The 21,121-nt window shown below is 39.2% G+C and carries 15 protein-coding genes; 7 read left to right on the top strand and 8 right to left on the bottom strand.

The genetic code is table 11. The features are described from left to right. Positions 1–47 precede the first annotated feature (47 nt). Positions 48–2,792 (top strand): methyl-accepting chemotaxis protein, encoded by a 2,745-nt coding sequence (locus AC1HJP_RS11540; RefSeq protein WP_480361952.1) that lies wholly within the window; start codon positions 48–50, stop codon positions 2,790–2,792. Positions 2,793–2,858: 66 nt separating this feature from the next. Here AC1HJP_RS11540 and AC1HJP_RS11535 read toward each other — a convergent pair whose 3' ends face one another. Together AC1HJP_RS11535 and AC1HJP_RS11530 are read right to left on the bottom strand one after the other, a co-directional pair. Then, positions 2,859–3,785 (bottom strand): electron transfer flavoprotein subunit alpha/FixB family protein, encoded by a 927-nt coding sequence (locus AC1HJP_RS11535; protein WP_480361951.1) that lies wholly within the window; start codon positions 3,783–3,785, stop codon positions 2,859–2,861. Further along, positions 3,782–4,534 carry an electron transfer flavoprotein subunit beta/FixA family protein gene (locus AC1HJP_RS11530; RefSeq protein ID WP_138482334.1) on the bottom strand — a complete coding sequence of 251 codons (753 nt, stop codon included), beginning with the start codon at positions 4,532–4,534 and terminating at the stop codon, positions 3,782–3,784. Before AC1HJP_RS11530 ends, AC1HJP_RS11535 begins: the two co-directional genes overlap by 4 nt. Before the next feature lie 284 nt (positions 4,535–4,818). Here AC1HJP_RS11530 and AC1HJP_RS11525 point away from each other — a divergent pair, with 284 nt between their 5' ends. Then, on the top strand, positions 4,819–6,465 hold the full coding sequence (locus AC1HJP_RS11525) for an electron transfer flavoprotein-ubiquinone oxidoreductase (protein WP_480361950.1): 1,647 nt from the start codon (positions 4,819–4,821) through the stop codon (positions 6,463–6,465). A 105-nt stretch (positions 6,466–6,570) separates the two neighbouring features. Beyond that, positions 6,571–7,047, top strand: a complete 477-nt coding sequence (locus AC1HJP_RS11520; protein ID WP_138482338.1) for an acyl-CoA thioesterase — start codon at positions 6,571–6,573, stop codon at positions 7,045–7,047. A 5-nt stretch (positions 7,048–7,052) separates the two neighbouring features. Here AC1HJP_RS11520 and AC1HJP_RS11515 read toward each other — a convergent pair whose 3' ends face one another. Both AC1HJP_RS11515 and AC1HJP_RS11510 read right to left on the bottom strand, forming a co-directional pair. Then, on the bottom strand, positions 7,053–7,352 hold the full coding sequence (locus tag AC1HJP_RS11515) for a hypothetical protein (protein ID WP_480361949.1): 300 nt from the start codon (positions 7,350–7,352) through the stop codon (positions 7,053–7,055). After that, on the bottom strand, positions 7,336–7,524 hold the full coding sequence (locus AC1HJP_RS11510; RefSeq protein ID WP_480361948.1) for a hypothetical protein: 189 nt from the start codon (positions 7,522–7,524) through the stop codon (positions 7,336–7,338). Before AC1HJP_RS11510 ends, AC1HJP_RS11515 begins: the two co-directional genes overlap by 17 nt. Positions 7,525–7,672: 148 nt before the next feature. Here AC1HJP_RS11510 and tsaA point away from each other — a divergent pair, with 148 nt between their 5' ends. Both tsaA and AC1HJP_RS11500 read left to right on the top strand, forming a co-directional pair. Next, entirely contained in the window at positions 7,673–8,377 is a 705-nt protein-coding gene (gene tsaA, locus AC1HJP_RS11505; protein WP_480361947.1) for a tRNA (N6-threonylcarbamoyladenosine(37)-N6)-methyltransferase TrmO, read from the top strand. Between the two features lie 83 nt (positions 8,378–8,460). Next, positions 8,461–10,185, top strand: coding sequence for a proline--tRNA ligase (locus AC1HJP_RS11500; RefSeq protein ID WP_480361946.1), 1,725 nt, complete (start codon positions 8,461–8,463; stop codon positions 10,183–10,185). Between the two features lie 55 nt (positions 10,186–10,240). Here AC1HJP_RS11500 and AC1HJP_RS11495 read toward each other — a convergent pair whose 3' ends face one another. Continuing rightward, positions 10,241–11,044: a DUF3025 domain-containing protein gene (locus AC1HJP_RS11495; protein ID WP_480361945.1), complete on the bottom strand. Its 804-nt coding sequence runs from the start codon at positions 11,042–11,044 to the stop codon at positions 10,241–10,243. A gap of 141 nt (positions 11,045–11,185) precedes the next feature. On the opposite strand from AC1HJP_RS11495, the gene AC1HJP_RS11490 reads away from it, so the two are divergent. Both AC1HJP_RS11490 and AC1HJP_RS11485 read left to right on the top strand, forming a co-directional pair. After that, positions 11,186–12,811, top strand: coding sequence for a M28 family peptidase (locus tag AC1HJP_RS11490; protein WP_480361944.1), 1,626 nt, complete (start codon positions 11,186–11,188; stop codon positions 12,809–12,811). A gap of 71 nt (positions 12,812–12,882) precedes the next feature. Then, the gene (locus tag AC1HJP_RS11485) at positions 12,883–14,043 is read left to right on the top strand and encodes a putative manganese transporter (RefSeq protein WP_480361943.1); all 1,161 of its coding nucleotides are present in this window, start codon (positions 12,883–12,885) and stop codon (positions 14,041–14,043) included. 233 nt (positions 14,044–14,276) lie between these two features. On the opposite strand, the gene AC1HJP_RS11480 is transcribed toward AC1HJP_RS11485, so the two are convergent. From AC1HJP_RS11480 to AC1HJP_RS11470, 3 genes are all read right to left on the bottom strand, one after another. Then, entirely contained in the window at positions 14,277–16,013 is a 1,737-nt protein-coding gene (locus AC1HJP_RS11480) for an MFS transporter (protein ID WP_480361942.1), read from the bottom strand. Positions 16,014–16,145: 132 nt separating this feature from the next. After that, entirely contained in the window at positions 16,146–18,812 is a 2,667-nt protein-coding gene (locus tag AC1HJP_RS11475; protein WP_480361941.1) for a 7TM diverse intracellular signaling domain-containing protein, read from the bottom strand. Positions 18,813–18,854: 42 nt separating this feature from the next. Beyond that, entirely contained in the window at positions 18,855–21,098 is a 2,244-nt protein-coding gene (locus AC1HJP_RS11470; RefSeq protein ID WP_480361940.1) for a TonB-dependent receptor, read from the bottom strand. Between the last annotated feature and the right edge of the window lie 23 nt (positions 21,099–21,121).

Here is a 21,121-nt window from a genome sequence, read left to right as displayed (position 1 = left end):
TTTTTTCACTAGTCTTCATAATACTGAAATAATTTTAGGGAACGAAGATGAAGACTGTAAAAGCGAAGTTACTAACCACAGTTTTTAGTGGATTAGCCTTAGTACTTCTCAGTGCAATGTTCGCAATCAACTCTGTTAAATATATCGCTCAAGAATACGATGTGCTTATTAAAGAAGAGTTAAGCGCACAATTAAAAGTTAACCTCATCTTAAATACTTTCAAAACTCAAGTTCAAGAGTGGAAAAATATTCTTATTCGCGGTGAAAACCCTGATCAATTCGAGAAATATTTAAAGCAATTTACAGAACAAGAAAAGGTTGTACAAAACCTAACTTCTGAGCTTATGGCTAAAGCCTATTTGCCAGAAGCTATCCAGTCACAACTTAATAAATTTAAAACTGAGCATAATAAGCTTGGCGAATTATATCGAATTGGTTTGTCTGATTTTGAAAATGCGAATTACAATACTCAAGCAGGTGACAAAGCGGTTAAAGGTATAGATAGAGCAGCTGCTACACAGCTAAAAGAGCTCAATCAATCCATAGATAAGTATGTTGACAATGCAGTAAAAAGACTGCGTGATGAAAAAGAAACTGCGATCTTTGAAAGCACGGTAATCACTCTAGCTGTTTCTTTTATTGTAATCGTGATCATGGCACTGCTAATTCAGCGTTGGATCACTCGCCCTATAAAATTAGCTTCACAGGTAGCAACTCAGATCTCTGATGGTAATTTAGATAATAGCATCACCTCAACTAGTAAAGATGAGATTGGCGCTCTACTCTCTTCACTCGATAAGATGCAAACCAACATTCGTGAAGCTAATGAGCAATTGACCCAACAAATGCTCCAACAAAAATTACAAGCAGAAGAAAGTGGTCGAATAAAACAAGCATTAGATAACGCCTCTTCCCCAGTATTACTTTACAAGGCAAATAATGAAATTATTTACGCTAATAATGAAACAAATACACTGTTCAATCGCTATCAGAGTTTAATCAGCAGCCCTTCAACACTGATCGGCTCTAATATTATTCAAATATTGTCGAGTAAGTATGAACCACAAATTGAACAAGCTAAAAGCCAACAAGTTCAATTCGAAATGAATGTCGAGCATGTTTACCTCAATGTTACAGCTAGCCCTGTTTTAAATAATGCTAGTGATGTAATTGGTGTGGTCGTTGAACTCAATGATCTAACCGAACAGAGAAACACAGAAAATAAAGTAGACGACATTATTAATGCTGCGGTAGCAGGCCAATTGGACGCCAGGTTAGGCGTAGACAACCTAAACGGCTTCATGCTGACACTAAGCCAGGGCATCAACCGCTTGCTTGATGCTATCGTGTCGCCCGTTCAACAAACAGAAAAATACCTCACAGCCATTTCACGTGGTGAAATACCAAGTAAAATTGAAGGGAGCTACCAAGGTGACTTCTTAAAGATTAAGCAATCTTTGGAACAAAGCGCAAAAGCGATTAACTTACTGATATCAGACTCTACGTATTTAGTAGATTCAGCTTTAGCTGGTGAGCTTTCAAATCGTGCTGATAGCAATGCACATAATGGAGAATTTAAATCTATTATCACAGGGATTAACCAAACACTGGATGCAATCATTAAACCTGTCCAACTCACGTCAAACTATCTTGATAATATTGCCATTGGACAGATACCTGAACTAGATAAAAGCCAATTCAAAGGGGATTTTGAGAAAATCCTGACCAGCTTTGAAACAAGTATTCATGCTATTAACCTGCTCTTGAATGACACTGCTATGTTATCTAGTGCCGCTAATTCAGGTGAACTATCGAAGCGTGCTGATGTCGAGTTACATCAAGGAGCTTATAGAGATATAGTTTCTTCAATCAACGACACACTAGATGCTATCTCTACCCCATTACAGTCTTGTATCACCGTGATGAATGCCTTAGAGCAAGGCGATCTAACTAAAAAAATCAATGGTAACTACTCAGGTGATTTTGCAAGTCTAAAAGACTCCGTAAACCAAAGTATCGAAAATCTTGCTGCTATGGTCACCGAAATTAACGAAACAGCGAATACCGTTGCGAATGCCTCAGCTCAGATAAGTCAATCTACACAAGAGTTAAATTCATCCACAGAATCACAAGCGGCTTCTATTGAAGAAACCACCGTCTCTATGGGTGAAGTGACTGATAAAGTCACCAGTAATACCAAGCATGCACAAACCGCAAATGAACACGCACAAAATGCCGACCAACAAGCCATTGAAGGTGGTGAATTAGTTAATAATACAGTTACCGCAATGAAGGCCATTAGTGACAGTTCAAATGAAATTTCTAATATCATTGAAGTAATCAATGGCATTGCATTTCAAACTAATCTACTTGCGCTCAATGCCGCCGTTGAAGCCGCGAGAGCGGGCGAAAAAGGTCGAGGCTTTGCCGTGGTTGCCGCTGAAGTGCGACAGTTAGCACAACGAAGCTCAGATGCAGCTAAAGAAATCTCAGGATTACTGAAAGACAGTGCCGACAAAGTCGAAAATGGATTAATGCTCGCTGAGCAATCAGGTAATACCTTGCGCGATATTGTAAGTAGTATACAGACTCTGTCGAAACTTATGAATGACATTGCATTATCTAGTAGTGAGCAGTCAAATGGGGTATCACAAATCAATATTGCCATTAAACAAATCGACCAAAGTGTTCAACAAAACAACTCTCTTGTCGAGCAAACCAGTCATGCTGGCGCGTCTTTGGATAAACAAGCCTCACACTTGAAAGCTTTAGTCAGTCAATTTACCGTGTAATATCAACTAAAAAAGCCGCGACCATAAAATGGAGCGCGGCTTTACAACCAGAAACTATTGTTGTTTTTATAATGCGTTTTCTAGTTCAGGCAACACATCAAATAAGTCGGCTACTAAACCATAGTCAGCAACTTGGAAAATTGGTGCATCTGGATCTTTATTGATAGCAACAATCACCTTAGAGTCTTTCATACCCGCTAAATGCTGAATTGCACCGCTGATGCCCACTGCAATGTATAAGTCTGGTGCAACAATCTTACCTGTTTGACCTACTTGCATGTCATTTGGTACGAAACCCGCATCTACCGCAGCACGTGAAGCACCAATCGCAGCGCCTAGTTTATCTGCGATACCATTTAGTAGCGCAAAGTTCTCACCATTTTGCATACCACGACCACCTGAAATCACGACAGGTGCAGCATTTAATTCAGGACGTTCTGACTCAGTTTGCTCAACAGAAACAAACTCTGACAGAGTATTATCAGCACCACTTTCAACAGATGAAACTGCAACTGCAGACTGTTCACCTTGTGCATCAAATGCACTTGCTCGCACTGTAATAATCTTTTTATCTTCTGCTGACTTAACCGTTGCGATTGCGTTACCCGCATAAATTGGTCGCTTGAAAGTGTCTGCATCAATAACATCAATGATTTCAGAAATCTGCGACTTATCAAGTAAAGCAGCTACACGAGGTAAAGTGTTTTTACCTGTGGTTGAAGCACTTGCAAGAATATGTGAATAATCAGCAGCAAGCTCTACAACTAAGTCCGCAGTACTTTCTGCTAGCTGATGTTCAAATACAGGCTTATCAGCAACAATTACTGACGTAACACCTGCGATTTTAGAAGCCGATTCAGCGACAGCTGCTACTGAATGGCCTGCAACTAACACTGTAATATTGTCTGAAATCTTTGTTGCTGCATTGATAACTTTAGCTGTTTCAGGTTTTAGAGCGCCCTGCTCGTGCTCTGCAATTACTAATACACTCATGAGATCACCTTAGCTTCAGTTTTTAGTTTATTTACAAGCTCTGCTACGTCTTCAACAATGATACCTGCTTCACGTTTAGCCGGCTCTTCAACTTTTAAAAGCTCAGTTCGAGGTGCTAAATCAACACCTAAGCTGTCAGCTGCAATTACGTCTAATGGCTTACGCTTTGCTTTCATAATGTTAGGTAGAGAAGCATAACGCGGTTCATTTAATCGTAAGTCTGTTGTAACAACTGCTGGGAGTGATAGAGACACAGTTTGTAAACCACCATCAACTTCACGAGTAACTAATGCTTTACCACCTTCAACAACCACTTTTGAAGCAAATGTACCTTGGCTACGACCTGTTAATGCAGCAAGCATTTGGCCCGTTTGGTTATTGTCAGAATCAATAGACTGCTTACCTAAAATAACTAATTCAGGTTGCTCTTGCTCTACAAGTTTACTTAACAGCTTAGCAACGTGAATTGACTCAAGCTTTGCATCTGTATCAATTTGAATTGCTTTGTCAGCGCCTAGTGCTAGTGCGGTACGAAGCTGCTCTTGGCAAGCTTTGTCACCAATAGAGACAGCAATCACTTCTGTCGCAATACCCGCTTCTTTTAATCGAATTGCTTCTTCTACCGCAATCTCACAGAATGGGTTCATTGCCATTTTTACGTTGGTTAAATCAACATCACTGTTATCAGGCTTTACTCTTGCCTTGACGTTGTAGTCAATCACGCGTTTGATTGGCACAAGTACTTTCATAGTTACTCCATGATCTGGTTAATTCTTGAAGATGACGCTAACGTCAATACATTTATTTTATGCAATCAGCCTACTTCCTGTTGACGTAAACGTCAACCTAAAATAACCTTAGATTAACTTATAAAAAACTTAATATTTAAATAAACGTTTATTTGGCAATCCGTCAGCCATTTTAATGTGTTCAGAGTCATTTAATAGCGGTCGAGGTCAAGATTGCGTCATATAACTTGGTCACAATAAAACATTTAAACGTTTACGCTACCGTCAAGATAAGTGAGGATAATATGGTCGAACGCGAAACGATGGAGTTTGACGTTGTAATTGTTGGCGCAGGACCTGCAGGCCTTTCATGTGCAATTCGTCTGGCTCAACAAGCACAACAAAAAGAACAAGAACTAATGATCTGCGTTGTTGAGAAAGGCTCTGAAGTCGGCGCACATATTTTATCTGGTGCTGTATTTGAAACCAAAGCACTAGATGAATTATTACCTGAATGGAAAAGTTTAGGTGCACCTTTAAATACGCAAGTCACCGAAGACGAAATATATCTATTCAAAAATGAAGAAAACGCCACCAGCATTCCACATTTTGCGATCCCAAAGACCTTTAAGAATGATGGCAACTATATTGTGTCTATGGGTAATGTATGTCGCTGGCTAGCTGAACAAGCTGAAAGCTTAGGTATTGAAGTTTTCCCAGGTTTCAGTGCGCACTCTCTCATTATTGAAGACAATCAAGTAAAAGGCATTGTCACAGGTGATATGGGCTTAGACAGAGAAGGTCAGCCGAAAGATAGCTACATGCCTGGTATGGAGCTTAGAGCAAAATATACTGTGTTTGCTGAAGGTTGCCGCGGCCATTTAGGTAAACAGTTAATCAAAGAGTTTGAACTTGATAGAGATGCAACACCACAACATTATGGCTTAGGCTTTAAAGAGATCTGGCAAATTGATCCAAGTAAGCACAAAGAAGGTACGGTTGTACACGGCACTGGTTGGCCACTAACAGGTGATACAACTGGTGGTTCATTTATGTACCATGCTGAGAATAATCAGGTCGTTGTGGGTCTTATCGTTGACTTGAATTACTCAAATCCACATTTGAGTCCATTTGATGAATTCCAGCGTATGAAGCACCACCCTGTGTTCAAAGAAACACTGGAAGGTGGTGAACGTATCGCCTATGGCGCAAGAGCCATTGCAAAAGGCGGTTTCCATTCACTACCTAAAATGCATTTCCCTGGTGGATTATTGATTGGATGTGATGCGGGTACATTGAACTTTGCCAAAATCAAAGGTAATCACACCGCAATGAAATCAGGCATGTTAGCTGCCGATGCAATTGTTGAAGCGCTAGCGCAAGAAAACCCAACTGCTGATTTAAGTTCATTTGCCGAGTTATTCAAATCAAGCTGGTTATATGATGAGCTATACCAATCGCGTAACTTCGGCCCTGTCATTCATAAGTTTGGCAGTGTTTTAGGTGGCGCGTATAACACGCTAGACCAAAACTTTTTTAATGGCTCTTTGCCATTCACATTTAAAGACACGACCTTCGATCATGCATGCATGAAACCTGCGAGTGAATGTGACACCATTAGCTATCCAAAACCTGATGGTAAACTCAGTTTTGATAAATTATCTTCTGTATTTTTATCAAATACTAACCATGAAGAAGTGCAACCTTGTCACTTGCAGTTAAAAGATAATGCTATTCCTATTAGCGTGAATCTTGCAAAATTTGATGAGCCTGCACAACGCTATTGCCCTGCTGGTGTATATGAGATTTCTGAAAATGAAGGTGAGAAGCAGTTTGTTATTAACGCCCAAAACTGCATACATTGTAAGACCTGCGACATCAAAGATCCCAGTCAAAACATCACTTGGGTGACGCCTGAAGGAACCGGTGGTCCAAACTACCCGAATATGTAAAGCAATATTCCAATACCTAAATTGCACAAGGGCCTTATGGCCCTTTTTTCGTTTTACAGCCTGTTGACTATACTTAACATTACACATCGTAAAAGGTTTGAATATATGAATCAGCAATCTGAGCTTGTTTTTCGATTTTTAGCAGAACCCACTGATGTTAATTTTGGCGGTAAAGTGCATGGCGGCATTGTTATGAAGTGGATAGATCAAGCCGGCTATGCGTGTGCTGCGGGCTGGAGTGGCAGTTATTGTGTCACCGTTTCGGTTGCAGGTGTCAGGTTTAAACGCCCTATTCTTGTCGGCCAAGTTGTAGAAGTCACAGCGCAAATCGCACATACCGGTAAAACAAGCATGCAAATTTTCATCCGAGTAAAATGCGGCGATCCACAAAACAATATTCTATCTGAAAGTAATCACTGTATTATTAGTTTTATTGCCATGGATAAAGCAGGTTACCCAGTGCCAGTGCCACAGTTTGTAGCAAAAACCAAAGAGCAGAAAAAGTTAGAGCAATATGCAATTAAAATGAAAGAAATAGCGATTGAAACTGAATCCTTGCTTCATCGCACAGTAGAAGAATAAAAAATTTAATTAAGAGCATGCTTAGCAAGTTCATAAATGGCCATATTTGCAATGTCATTTATTTGCTGCTGATTATGTTTATTCGTTTTTAAATCGTGAATTAATAATGACTTCTGCTCTTCAATTAAGAGTTCAAAGTTTTTCGGGCTCACTAAGCCATCTTGGATCTGAGAAACAAGCTCATTTAGTTTTGTTTTTCTCGATATAAGCGAATCTTTAATCGAACTGTGTAACTCTTCACAACTATATTTTAAGATTACCTTTCTACATACGACATCAATATTGTGCTCAAATCCCATGTTCACTCTCATCACTCCCTTTTGAGTTGTTACACGTGCCTTTAAGGTTAAATACTGTTCTAGAAGCAAAATGATCTTTTAAGGCTGATGCTCTTGCACTCATCAATAATTCTAGCTCATGTTCAGGAGGTTGATGATTACTGGCAATAAACCTAGATGCGTTTTTTTTATCGGTCATTTTTCTGTAACTTAAATGATAATTCAGACATAAGATTATGTCGGTTTGTAAAATAATCCAATTACACGCCATTACACCTTCATTACATGGTTTATTTGCTTAAGAAAAGTTACAATCCGAACATCTATGTTTTTATATTTAGTTGCTTGTGGAAAACTACCAAATTGAGCCTATCGGTTTTATTCAATCTCCTTATAAACAAAAGTTTGCTATACCTAGACAGCCCCGTTTAGTGCCTGAGGCAAAAGCCAAACTGATTTTTAGTAAAGAATTTAGCCGCGAAGAGTTTGTTCGAGGTATCGAAGAGTTTACACATTTATGGTTGTTGTTTCGTTTTCACGAAACCGCTGATAAAGGCTATTCTGCGCTAGTCCGCCCACCGCGTTTAGGTGGGAATGAGAAAAAAGGCGTATTTGCCACACGAGCCACTTTCCGACCCAATGGCATTGGCATGAGTGCAGTGAAATTAGAGGGAGTAGAATATAAGAACGGTCAACTTGCGCTACTTTTATCTGGTATAGATTTACTTGATGGCACACCAATTATCGATATAAAGCCATATTTACCCTACTCAGATGCCATGCCCCAAGCTTCAGCAGGTTTTGCCGATACTCGTCCCGAAACTTTAATGACTGTTGAGTTTTCAGAACAAGCGGCTGAGTTTTTGGCAAAGCAAGCTGATAAATCACTACCAGAGTTTATTGCCAATGTACTAAAACAAGACCCTCGACCTGCTTATAAAAAACAAAAAGCTGGCACACAGACATACGGAATGAACTTGTATCATTACAATATTCGCTGGCAAGTCGACGGTGAACACAATCTTGTCACAGAAATCAGTATTGAACGTTAATAAACACTTTGTATGGCTCGTTAGCACTGCTAAACTAACGGCCATTTTCTAGAAAAACAAAATACTATACGAACGGAACCACCATGCGTACCAGTCAATATATTCTTGCGACTCTAAAAGAGACGCCTTCTGATGCTGAAATTATCAGCCACCAACTTATGCTTCGTGCAGGCATGATCCGTAAACTTGCATCAGGTTTGTACACTTGGTTGCCATCAGGCTTAAAAGTTTTACGTAAAGTTGAACAAGTAGTTCGTGAAGAAATGAACAAAGCCGGTGCAATCGAGTTACTTATGCCGGTTATTCAACCTGCTGATCTTTGGGAAGAGTCTGGCCGTTGGGAACAGTTTGGCCCTGAGCTATTGCGTATCAACGACAGACATAACCGTCCGTTTGCGCTTGGCCCTACACACGAAGAAGTGATCACAGATTTAGTACGTAAAGAAATTAATAGCTACAAACAGTTACCAATTAATTTCTACCAAATCCAAACTAAAGTACGCGACGAAGTACGTCCTCGTTTTGGTGTAATGCGCGCACGTGAATTCACCATGAAAGATGCTTACTCTTTCCATTTGACAGAAGAGTGTCTGGATAATACCTACCAACGTATGCATCAAGCATACTGCAATATTTTTGAGCGTTTAGGCCTAGATTACCGTCCAGTAATTGCAGACACAGGTTCAATTGGTGGTAGTGTTTCTCATGAATTCCACGTGTTAGCAGAATCAGGTGAAGATGCTATTGCATTCAGTGATGCAAGTGATTACGCAGCAAATATTGAAAAAGCCGAGGCCGTTGCGCCTAGCGAAACTCGTCCTGCGCCATCTAAAGAATTAAACACATTCGATACGCCAGAAGCAAAAACCATTGAAGAGCTAAAAGCAAAACATGGTGTTAAACCACATCGTGGTGTAAAAACTCTCATTGTTTATGGCGCACCAGATGAAAATGAAGAGCGTGGTTTAGTTGCACTTATCGTTCGTGGCGACCATGAATTAAATGAATTAAAAGCTGAAAAGCTGCCACTTGTAGACTCTCCGCTAGAAATGGCAAAAGAGGAAGACATTGTCGCAGCCATTGGCGCTCGTCCAGGCTCATTAGGTCCTGTTGGTCTAAATATGCCAATTATTGTTGACCGCAGTGCTGCTGTGATGGCTGACTTTGTCGCTGGCGCAAATAAAGATGGTGTTCACTACAGTGGAATCAACTTCGACCGTGATGTTACAGACTACACTGTTGAAGATATTCGCAACGTGGTTGAAGGCGACCCAAGCCCATGTGGTAACGGCACTTTACATATCAAACGCGGTGTTGAAGTAGGCCATATTTTCCAACTTGGCAGTAAATATTCTGAAGCAATGAATGCTGGCGTGCTTGGAGAAAACGGTAAAAACCAAATCATGACAATGGGTTGTTATGGTATTGGTGTATCTCGTATCGTTGCTGCAGCGATTGAGCAACACAATGATAAGTTTGGTATTAAGTGGCCAAAAACACTTGCACCATTCGAGCTTGCTATTGTGCCAATGAACATGCACAAGTCGCATCGTATTCCTGATATTGCTGAGCGTTTATACAGTGAGTTCCAAGCTGCTGGTGTTGATGTGTTATTCGATGACCGTAAAGAGCGCCCAGGTGTCATGTTTAATGATATGGAACTGGTTGGTATTCCATACACACTTGTAATCGGTGAACGTAACCTTGACGAGAATAAGGTTGAGCTTAAGAACCGTATAACCGGTGAAAAGCTAATGCTTGATATTGATTCAGCAGTTGCTGAAATCACGAAAGCTATCAAGGCTTAATCTTACAGCATCAAAAAAAGCGGCTATGTAGCCGCTTTTTTATTGTCTTCAAACGCTATTTTTTTCGTTTTGGACGGAAATAGTCGGAATTATTATAAAAACTTGCCTCTTTGTTTTCTTCATACCATGAAGGCACACCTAATAATGGTAAGGGTGACATCTTTTTATTGTCTTCTAATAACCCATCTTGGATCATTTGATAGAGCTGCGCGTCTAAATAGTGATATTGCTGTTCTAAACTTAATTGGTAAAAACTTTCTTCAACTTTTATACAAACTAGCTTACCGGTAAGCCCAATAAATGGGTTGGTCATCATTTCATAGTTAGCGTGACCAAATGTGAAAGGTAAATAATTTTTACCCCACTGCACTCTTTGTTCCACAAAAGCATCTGACCACTGATGTGATTTAAGCTGAGAAATTATTTCATCATTATTAACCACTAATATAACGCCACACTCGTCAAATAATGTGATTGCATTTCTTTTTTTGCTTCTTTGTTTAGTGCCATGCGTTTCTATTTCTTCAATGTGCAATTCATTCAGCAGTGCTTTGGTTTTTGGAAATAAACACCAGATGAAAGCGCCGAATAAGTCATGCCAGTTTTGCTCTCGTGTTGGCACTTGCCCTGTTTCGAAGATAATTGCTTCGTAGTAGCGCGTTTCATTTTCTAATTCAGAGTTAGGCGTAAAGCGAATCTTTAATCCTTGTGGGTTCTTTAAGTCTTTTAACCCGTTTAACCAGTCAAAACTTGGCCAGTCTGTATGTGAGCAGAGGTTAAACAAAGTATTTAGATGCTCAAAAGCACCATTATTAAGACAAGATTGAGAGAATGTCTCTGAGGCAACAAATCTTTTCATAGGACTACAGACTTAAAAATTTTCGAGATTTTATCGTAAACTTGTCTTCACGCCAACCAAGGCCGTTAATCGCTTTAACTCGAACAAGCAGTATAGAAATGTGTATACTTAAGTGATTTTAATTAAAAGAAAAAAGTGATTATGAAACTGAGAATAACACTTAGCGCAATTGCAGCTGCCGTGCTTGCAGGTTGCGTATCAACAAGTAACACATCTAACGATATTCAAACCGCTTACAACAGCATAAACCAAACACAACTTGCAGAGCATATTAAAACACTCGCTTCTGATGAGTTTGAAGGTCGCGCCCCTTCTTCAAAAGGTGAAGAGCTTACCCTAGCCTACCTAACAAAACACTTTAAAGCACTGGGTTATGAACCGGGTAATGGTGATAGCTTCTTCCAAGAAGTGCCGCTTGTTTCAATTGAAGCAGACTCTGACATGGAGTTGCTAATTGGTGGCAAAGCTTACCAATACAAAAAAGAAATGGTCATGGGCACAGGCCGTATTAGCGAACTTGAGTCGATCACTGATTCTGAAATGGTGTTTGTTGGCTATGGTGTGAACGCGCCAGAATACGGCTGGAACGACTATGAAGGCCTAGATGTTAAAGGTAAAACGGTTGTAATGCTTGTCAATGATCCTGGTTTTGCGACCAAAGATCCGAGTATGTTCACCGGTGAAGCCATGACCTACTATGGTCGCTGGACATATAAATACGAAGAAGCGAGTCGTCAGGGTGCTGCGGGTGCCATCATCATCCATGAAACAGCACCAGCCTCTTACCCTTGGAGCGTTGTAGAAAACTCTTGGAGTGGCGAACAATTTGGTTTCCAAAAAGAAAATAAAAACATGGACCGTGTGGCAGTTGAAGGCTGGGTAACTGTCGATGTAGCTAAAGAGTTGTTCGAAAAAGCAGGACTCAATTTTTCAGATGCAAAGAAAAAAGCGGCACAAGGCGCCTATCATGTTGATATGGGCGACTTATCAGCCTCAGTGACGGTTAAGAGCAAAATTAAAACATCAACGTCTTATAACTTTATTGCGACTTTACCTGGTAGCAAAAAGCCAGATGAGCACATTGTTTATTCTGCTCACTGGGACCACTTAGGAATAGATAAAAACCGTAAAGGTGACCAGATCTATAACGGCGCACATGATAACGCGACGGGTACTGGTGGTATGATTGAAGTAGCAGAAGCATTCGCTAAACTGCCAACTCGTCCAGACCGCTCAATCACCTTCTTAGCTGTAACTGCAGAAGAGCAAGGCTTACTTGGCTCAAAATTCTATGCAAATACGCCAGTTATTCCAGCTAAGCAGACTGTTGCTAACATCAACATGGATAGCTTGAACCTGCTTGGTAAAGTGAAAGATATCAGCGTAGTGGGTATCGGTAAATCAAGTCTAGACGAAATGTTGGCTGATGCTGCTAAAGCTCAAGGTCGTGTAGTTTCAGGAGATCCACGTCCGGCATCAGGAGGTTATTACCGCTCAGATCACTTTGCATTCGCAAATATGGGCGTACCTGCGATGTACGCTGGTGGCGGTACAGAAGCATTTGATGAAGCAACAGCAAACTATCGTAAGAAAATGAGTTTGGTACTTCGTGGCTGTTATCACCAACCATGTGATAGATACCGTGATGAATGGGACTTAAGCGGTGCAGTTCAAGATTTGCAGTTGTTCTTCCAAGTAGGCTATGACGTTTCTCAACAAGCTGATTGGCCAACATGGAAAGCAGGTGCTGAATTCAAACGCAAATAAACTCAAATGAGATTGATTTTTATTTAAATTAACACTAAAGTGCAACTGATAATATTTATTGGTTGCACTTTATGAACACTCTCACAACGTTAAGGCATTCACCTGTTCTCAATTCGCTTGCATTCATGCTTGCCAATAAGCGACTTATTTTACCTGTTTTTATACTTCTGTCTTTTCTCTATGAACCAATAAGAATCATTACAATACCTACCCTTGCAGATGCATTTTTTCAGGTCACTGTTTTCGTCGCAGCAACTTTATTCATCTATTACTATTTAGTCGATAGGTTACCTCAACTTGAACTCAGTTACTTAAAAGCAAAATCACCTTCTTTAGAAATCACCTTCGCAGCAATACTCGGCGCACTACCTGGCTGTGGCGGTGCAATTATCGTTGTGACACAATTTACCAAAAAACAAGCCAGTTTTGCTTCTGTTGTCGCTGTATTAACTGCAACCATGGGAGATGCTGCTTTTCTTCTGCTAGCTAAAGATCCTTTTGCCGCTTTGAGTGTAATTAGTATAGGCGTCGCTACTGGCATAATAAGTGGTTTAATTGTCCACTTGTTCCATGCTGATTCATTTTGCTATCCTCAAAAAGCTGCAAACTATGCACATAATTGCATGAAATCTAATAAGGCCATTCATGTTGGTGAAAAGTTATGGAAGTTTTTTCTAGCGCCTTGTGTGGTTATATCTTTACTTATTGCATTTAATGTGGATTTCGGCGAGTTTGATAATGCCATCACTTATTTTGGTGCTTTGTTTGCTGCTATCGCAGTCATCATTTGGGCATTTTCTTCAGAAGGTAAAACCTATCAACAAATTGCTGCTGAAGATGAAGAGGTATCACCCCCGAGTAAGTTTTCTCGAATAATTCAAGATACCCACTTTGTAACAGCCTGGGTCATCGCGAGCTTTATGTTCTATGAAATTGCAGTGACAGTCTTTGGACTAGACATTAAAGCTTGGTTTAGTGAATATGCCATTTATGCCCCACTGATTGCTGTTGCAATTGGTTTTTTACCTGGTTGTGGTCCTCAAATAGTCATCACCACATTGTATATACAAGGCATTATCCCATTTAGTGCTTTGGTTGGTAATGCCATATCAAATGATGGTGACGCACTCTTCCCTGCTTTAGCAATGGCACCTAAGGCAGCTTTAATTTCCACGCTTTATTCAGCAATTCCTGCATTATTAGTGAGTTACCTTTTATTTTGGTATTTATAATCAAGGTTTAACAGTTGTAGAGACAAGAAAAAAGCCTTTAGTGTTTGCTCTAAAGGCTTTATTGTTTTTGTTAAAGTATTTGACGTTAATTTATAATACCAATCCGCTTAACAACGTGGTCTATTTTGAGGCAAGAAAACCTTGTTGGTAGCAAGGCAAAGATTTCGTTATTTAGTTGTTCTAAATGAGATATCTTTAACGCAGCTATCGTCAGGTTTAATCCCTCAAAATGATTAAGTGTTTTTGCGGATTGGTATCATGTGCTCTGCAGCCACATTTTTCGAGTAAATATTAAAACACCACAACGCAATAGACGTGACACCGGCAATGGCTGCAAATAGTAACCACATCAATTCTGGTTTATTCATACCTAATGCTAGATTCGCATAACTCCAGCCTGACAAAAACCCTGCACACAAAAAACCTAATGCCATAGAAACAAAGTAATAACCCATATACAAGGCTGCTTGCTCTTTCGGTGCTATGCTTGCCACATATTCTTGACTCTTTGGTGAAGTAAGCATTTCACCTAAAGCAATTAATAAAATCACAATAGTAATCACCCAACCAACCATATTGTTTTGAGAGCCAATTAAGAATAAAAATGCGGCCGCGATGATGATGAGCCCAGCAATAAGCACATATATAGATTTAAACCTTTGGCAAAGTAAACTCACAAAGATTTGTAGTAAAACGATTGCAGCAAAGTCTAAGTTAATTAGGTACTCAGGGTTAACCTGTCGGTATGCCAAAAGGTAAGCTGTATAGTCTTGTATTTGGCTATTACTTAATTCGCTTGTATTGTTTGCAATTAAACTTAGCTCTGTCACCAAATTTGCTAACTCATTAGTTGGCACATTTACTTTTAAATTCACCCACTCAAGCCTCAAAGTTTCTAATTCAATGGCATCGCTCATTTTAATATCATTAAATAAAGCCACTATAGCTGCAGATAATTTTTCTTCATCTACAAATGCGAAAAAATCGACTGCGCCCTGCCCAAATAATGATAAGAACTGAACTAAATCTTTAGTATCAACAAAATCACGAATAAACAGTGGCACAGTGTAAAAAAGTTGGTTATAAACGGTCCAAAAACCCGTTAATATCGCAAGATAAATCGCGAATTTAACATTACTGACTTTTACTTTCTGTTGCCACCAGCTTGATGCACTTTCTTTTGCAAATAAGTTCCAAATCACATTTAATATAAGCCAAAGCAAAATGGCTAAAAACGCTTGAGGATAAGTTAACCACTCAACCCCTGCACACATTAGTAATATGATAGAAACAAATAAGACCAAGGCAAAACGGCCATTCCCTAATACACTTTGTGCTTCATTGATCGTTTCTTTTAAGCTTTTATCGCTTTGTTTCTTAAGTGATGGTGGATTTTTGTAGAAAAATAAAACAGGCAAAAAATTTAATAATATCCAAGCCGCCGACATCATGAATACCGCATCCCAACTTATTGCGCGCATTGCTCCGGCTATAAGCGGGCCTAGAAACCCACCGACGTTAACCATGGTATAGAAAATACCAAAACCGAGTCCTCTATTTTGGTCATTGGTGCTATGAGCAATCGTGCCAACAACGACAGGCTTAAAACATGCAGCACCTAAAGCGACAAAACTGAGCACAATAAAAAATGGCCAGAAGTCTTTCACTTGCCCCAGTAAGAAATAACTCGGCGCCATAATGACAAAAGAAATGATAAACATTTTCTTATAACCTATTCGATCACCAAGTGCACCTGTTAGAACAGGCAATAAATACAAAAAGAAAGGAATGATCCCTTGAATTGCTCCTCTCTCAATATCAGAAAATCCAACACCCCCTTGTGACTTTGGAGTCGTCATATAAATAGATGACACTGCAAAAAAACCATACCAAGCTAATCGTTCAAAGATTTCCATGATATTTGCAATATAAAAGCTCTTTCCAAATCCCGATTTATGATTAGAGTACACTTTAGCTCCCCTTTTTATTTTTGCATACAATATACCATCAAAATATACAGCAATGTAAAGCATTAATTCTTAGAGGAAGATCTTTACAAAATAAGGATTACTTTTGACCAACAGAAGAAAGTAGCAAAGTCACTAATTCATAACTGCTTTTGAAGCATCAGACATCGCATTGACTAAAAGGTCTAACAGTACGTCAACACCTTCTAAACTACCGCTTTTCAGTAACTCATCAAGTTGTGTCGCATAGTTATGAATTTCGTGACACTCAAACATACCCGCAGTCCCCTTGATGGCATGTACATGCCTTTTCAGTGCCACAAAATCACTATTTTCATAACTTGAGTGCAATAGGTGTTTTTGTTCGTCTAACCCCTGAAGGTAGTTATTTTGTAGAGCTTCAAACTCACCGATAGGAAGGTTTAACTCTTCTACTTCTAGGTTGAGATAATGGCTTATCTTCTTATGGAACTTTGTTCTATCTATTGGCTTTGATAAATGATCCGTAAAGCCCATTTTTAGATAACGCTCTACTTCATGAGTCATGGTATTCGCGGTTAGTGCTAATACAGGTGAACTAACCCCAGTTGCTTGGATAAACTTAAATGCTTCTTCACCATCCATTACAGGCATTTGTATATCCAATAAGATTAAATCAAACTCATGATCTAAAACAGCTTGAACGGCTTCTTGCCCATTTTCGGCCGCGATCACCTGAAGTCCCATGCCTTCAAGTATAATGGTGATAAGCTTTCTATTATCTGGATGGTCCTCAGCAAGCAATACTTTGCCTTTAAGCGTGCCCGATGTATCAATAGATTGTAGGTCTAATTGAGATTGTGGCAACTCATTAAGATTGCTCACCCATTGAGTATCTTTGGTTGTATATAAACCTAACTCAAGTGTAAACGTAGTACCTGAGCCCACATTACTTTCAACGGTAATATCACCATCAAGCTTACGGGCTAAACTTTTTGATATATTAAGACCTAAGCCCGTACCACCATAACGCCGTGTGGTAGAAGTATCAGCCTGATGGAAAGCAGTAAACAATGATTTAATTTCATCTTTGGTCATGCCTATTCCGGTATCTCTCACCGAGATTTTCAACTTCTCGTCACCACATGACACATCAATACAGATCTTACCCACACTGGTAAATTTTAATGCGTTTGAAGTTAGATTTAGCAATATTTGTCTGAATCTGGTCGGGTCAATAACAATTAAGTTTGGTAAAGGAAAATGATAATTTAATTCAAATTCTAAGCCTTTATCTCTTATCTGTTTACCGAGGAGTGATTCAATTTCAGCAATACATCTAAACATATCTGCTTCAATTAATTCTACTTCCAACCTATTGGCTTCAATCTTAGACATATCCAAAATGTCGTTTATCAGGTTTTGTACATGTCTGGCATTTTGGAGAATGACATTGATAGCATGCCCTTTTTCAGAGGGTTTTATGTCACCTAGCAACATGCCATCTGCATAACCGATAATTGAAGTCATCGGCGTTCTAATTTCGTGACTCATATTTGCTAAAAATCGACTTTTTGCTTCACTGGCATCACGTAATTCAGAAGCTAAATCTTCTAACTCCTGAGTCCTTTGTAGTACTTTCAATTCTAGATTTTTGTTGAGCTCAATATTTTCTAAATTGGTTAATCTAAACTTATCTGCAACAGCAAATGCCAGCAACAGCGCATCCATTGCTGTCCCTATTAGCCCAAGTAGATAGAGGTTTAAGCTAGATGGAGGCAACACGCCAAGGTTAGTTAGATTACCAATCATGTTTGGAATGGCCATTGCGACATACGCAAGTACAAAATATCTTGCAGGTTTAAAGCCTTCGCTTATTCGCAAAAAGCCTACATAGAGTCCCAAACAAAGTGCTGCGCCAGTAACGATTGTGGCCCAGAGAAAACCAAAACTTGGAAACAACATCGCCATTGGTATACCACACGCAGCTATAACACCTAGCAAGAGTGACCCATTGGTTAATTTTGGATGGGTTTCTTTAAGTTTTAGCAAGTTAATGTAAAAAAGGATATTCGTTAGCGGCGTTAAGGCAAAACCAAGCCAGTGTAGATTCGGGGAATAAAAGCCAAATAGTTGATCAGAAATATGGAAAAAGTGACTCCACGCAAAAACCCAGCAAATAGCAAATAATGCGTAATATAAATGCGTTTTGTCTTTTGAGCCGAAGTAAATAAGTAGATTGTACAAACCTAGAACTAAGCCAACACCAAAGCATAAAATCATTACCAAATTTTCAGTGACGACTAAACGCTCGAACTCTTCTTTAGGTTTAATGACAAATTTGATGGGTGTGTAAAAAAAATCACTTTCAAAAGAAGTGACCAATACATATTTTTCATTCGGGTTGAGTCGAATCGAGTTACCGTAATGAAATGCAAATTCATTACTGACTTCTCCCCCTGTAACAATAGTTTGAACTTCACCTTCTTCACTGTAGAGCTTACTTTCTATTCTTGATACAACGGTATTGTAGGGATATAAGACAAACTCTGTGTCATTGGTATGATTTACAAGTTCTGTAACAAGCCAGTACTTTCCTCCAAAAAGCGCCCTCTTTGGCAGTATCTCAAGGCCTTGTTGCCATTCTTTTACAGATTGATAATCTGAAGGGAAAACCACATTTTCTTTCGACTTTAAAAGTAAGGCTGAATCATGCAAATTTGTTTCTTGCATGTTATGGTGATAATTAAATGTCTGTGCGTGTGACACCGCACACACAATACTCAATATAATCAGCGTAATAGAAAGTATCAATTTACGCATTAAGTCAGCCAACTACTCTTCTGTGTTTATTCATCATATCAATCAAAAGTTATATGAAACCTCTAGCCCAACACGCCTGCCCTCACCTTTAAAGTCTTCTAACATACCTAAGAAGCTAGATAAGTCGAATTTTAAGTGACTATATTCTTTATCAAATAGATTTTTAGCCCAAAATCTTAGCTGATAGTTTTTAAAAGTAATTTGGCTATTCATATACCATAATGTATAGCTTGTTTGGTGAGCCAGGATATTTTGATTTTGGTCAAAATAATAATCCGACTGGTAATCAAAACCCAACGTTGCTGTCATCCTTAGGTTAGCTTGTAGATCTGTTTCATAAGTAAGCGCGCCATTTATATTCATTTCGGAAGTAAAAGGTAAGCGATGGTTTGTCAGTTCATTGCCAAGTGGGTCAATAAATTTTTCAAATTCTGCATGTGGAATATAACTAAAGCCTAAGGTGGTGTTAAATTCATCTGTTAATTTATACTTAACATCAATATCTGAACCGTAAATTTTTGAGTCACCGACATTTTCTAGAAGTTGTATCGGCGGAGCGCCTTCAATGAGAGAGGGCTGATTCATGAAGACCTGCTGGTCTTTATAATCATAGTGGAACAATGCCCAGTTTATTTTTAACGTTTTATTGTCATTAATAAACTTACCTCCGACTTCATTAGAAATAAGTTCTTCTGGGCCATAATCTGCAAGCATAGCTTGCTCAGGGCTTGATAAGTACCCCCCATAATAACCACCACTCTTATAACCATTGCTCAGACTATAAAATACTGAATGATTATTACTCAATGCGTAAATTAGGGAAAGTTTGCCAGAAATGTCATCATCTTTAACTTCGCCTTTAACACGATAGAAAGGCAATAAAACACCTTCTAATGAGCTAGTATCTACTACAACATTAATGTTACTTATTGAGTTGTATTCAAACACTTCGTCAGAGTAACGAAGACCCGTTGTGAGGATTAAGCGCTCTGACAGTTGCCAATCATATTGTCCAAATAGTGCGAAAGATTTACTGACTAAGTCATTATCATAAAAGAAATTGGCAGAATTACTGCCAAATGGGGTACCACGTAAATCTCTTAGAATATCATTGTAGTTGTCTTGATAAATTCTTTCTTGTAGTGAGAATAGGCCAAATGTGAAATGATCATCACCTAATTCATAGTTCAACCGAACTTCGTTATTTAAAACTTCTGCTTTAACACCCAATTGGCCTTCACATAACCTCGCAGGTGAGCCATCACAATTGAATGCATGCTCTCTATCTAAGCGGTTAAAGCTGTTTAGCCAAATGACCGATGCATCATCACTTAATTGCCAAGTTAATTCACTTGTCCAGCCTTTATTTATACCATGATGAGGAGAGTCATTATTTACGCTCACAGCCCAGAAGTCGTCAACACCATCATTAAACCCAAATGCATCCAAACAATTTCCGGCATTAATATCACCAACTGAGCACATAACACGATTTACAGGATCTGAGAATATGCCTATATTACCGACGGGTTGAGCAATACCATTCCAGTGACTGTAATTTAACTTTAAATACCATTCCAACTCATCCCACTGACCCAGATAGCTCAATCGCAGATCATTTTGTTCCATGCCCGCCTCTGGTGAAGTAGGAAATACATTATAGCTCGTATAGTCGTAGCGATTATGATTAAACGCAGCCCTAAACGCTGATGTATCATCTATCTGTACATTGTAAAAGCCATCACTTTTATAAAAACCATCAGTGCCAGCACCGACTGTAAGCTGTCCATAATCACCAGCATCCGGTCGTTTACTTCTGATAAGTATTGCACCGCCTGTGCTATTTCGGCCAAACAAAGTACCTTGAGGGCCTTTCAAAACTTCTACTTGCTCAATATCAAATAGGTTTAATAATTGATTATTAGCAGAGCCAACAGATGCTCCATCTACATACATTGCTATCGGAGATGTATTTGCAGTGTTGTAATCTATTAAGCCTATTCCACGAACATTTATTGCTGGTGGCGTACCTTCTGCTGCATTTTGACTGATTTTAAGACCTGAAATAAGCAAGCCTAAGTCTGTCGTATCTTTTAAGCCGGTACTACTTATCTGCTCCCCTTTAAGTTGATTAACAGTCACGCTCACTTTACTTTCAAGTTGCTTTCTTTTTTGAGCATAAACTTCGATAACTTCAATACTTTCATTCGCGTATGAATAGCACGATTGCATTAAAGACAAAGAAATCAGTGTTGATAGAAGGCTTTTCGGGGATAAATTAGACATTTCCATACTCTCAGTGCAGATTT

It is taken from the genome of Pseudoalteromonas sp. NFXS53, from assembly GCF_056629255.1.
This window is presented reverse-complemented; position numbering and strand designations above follow the sequence as displayed.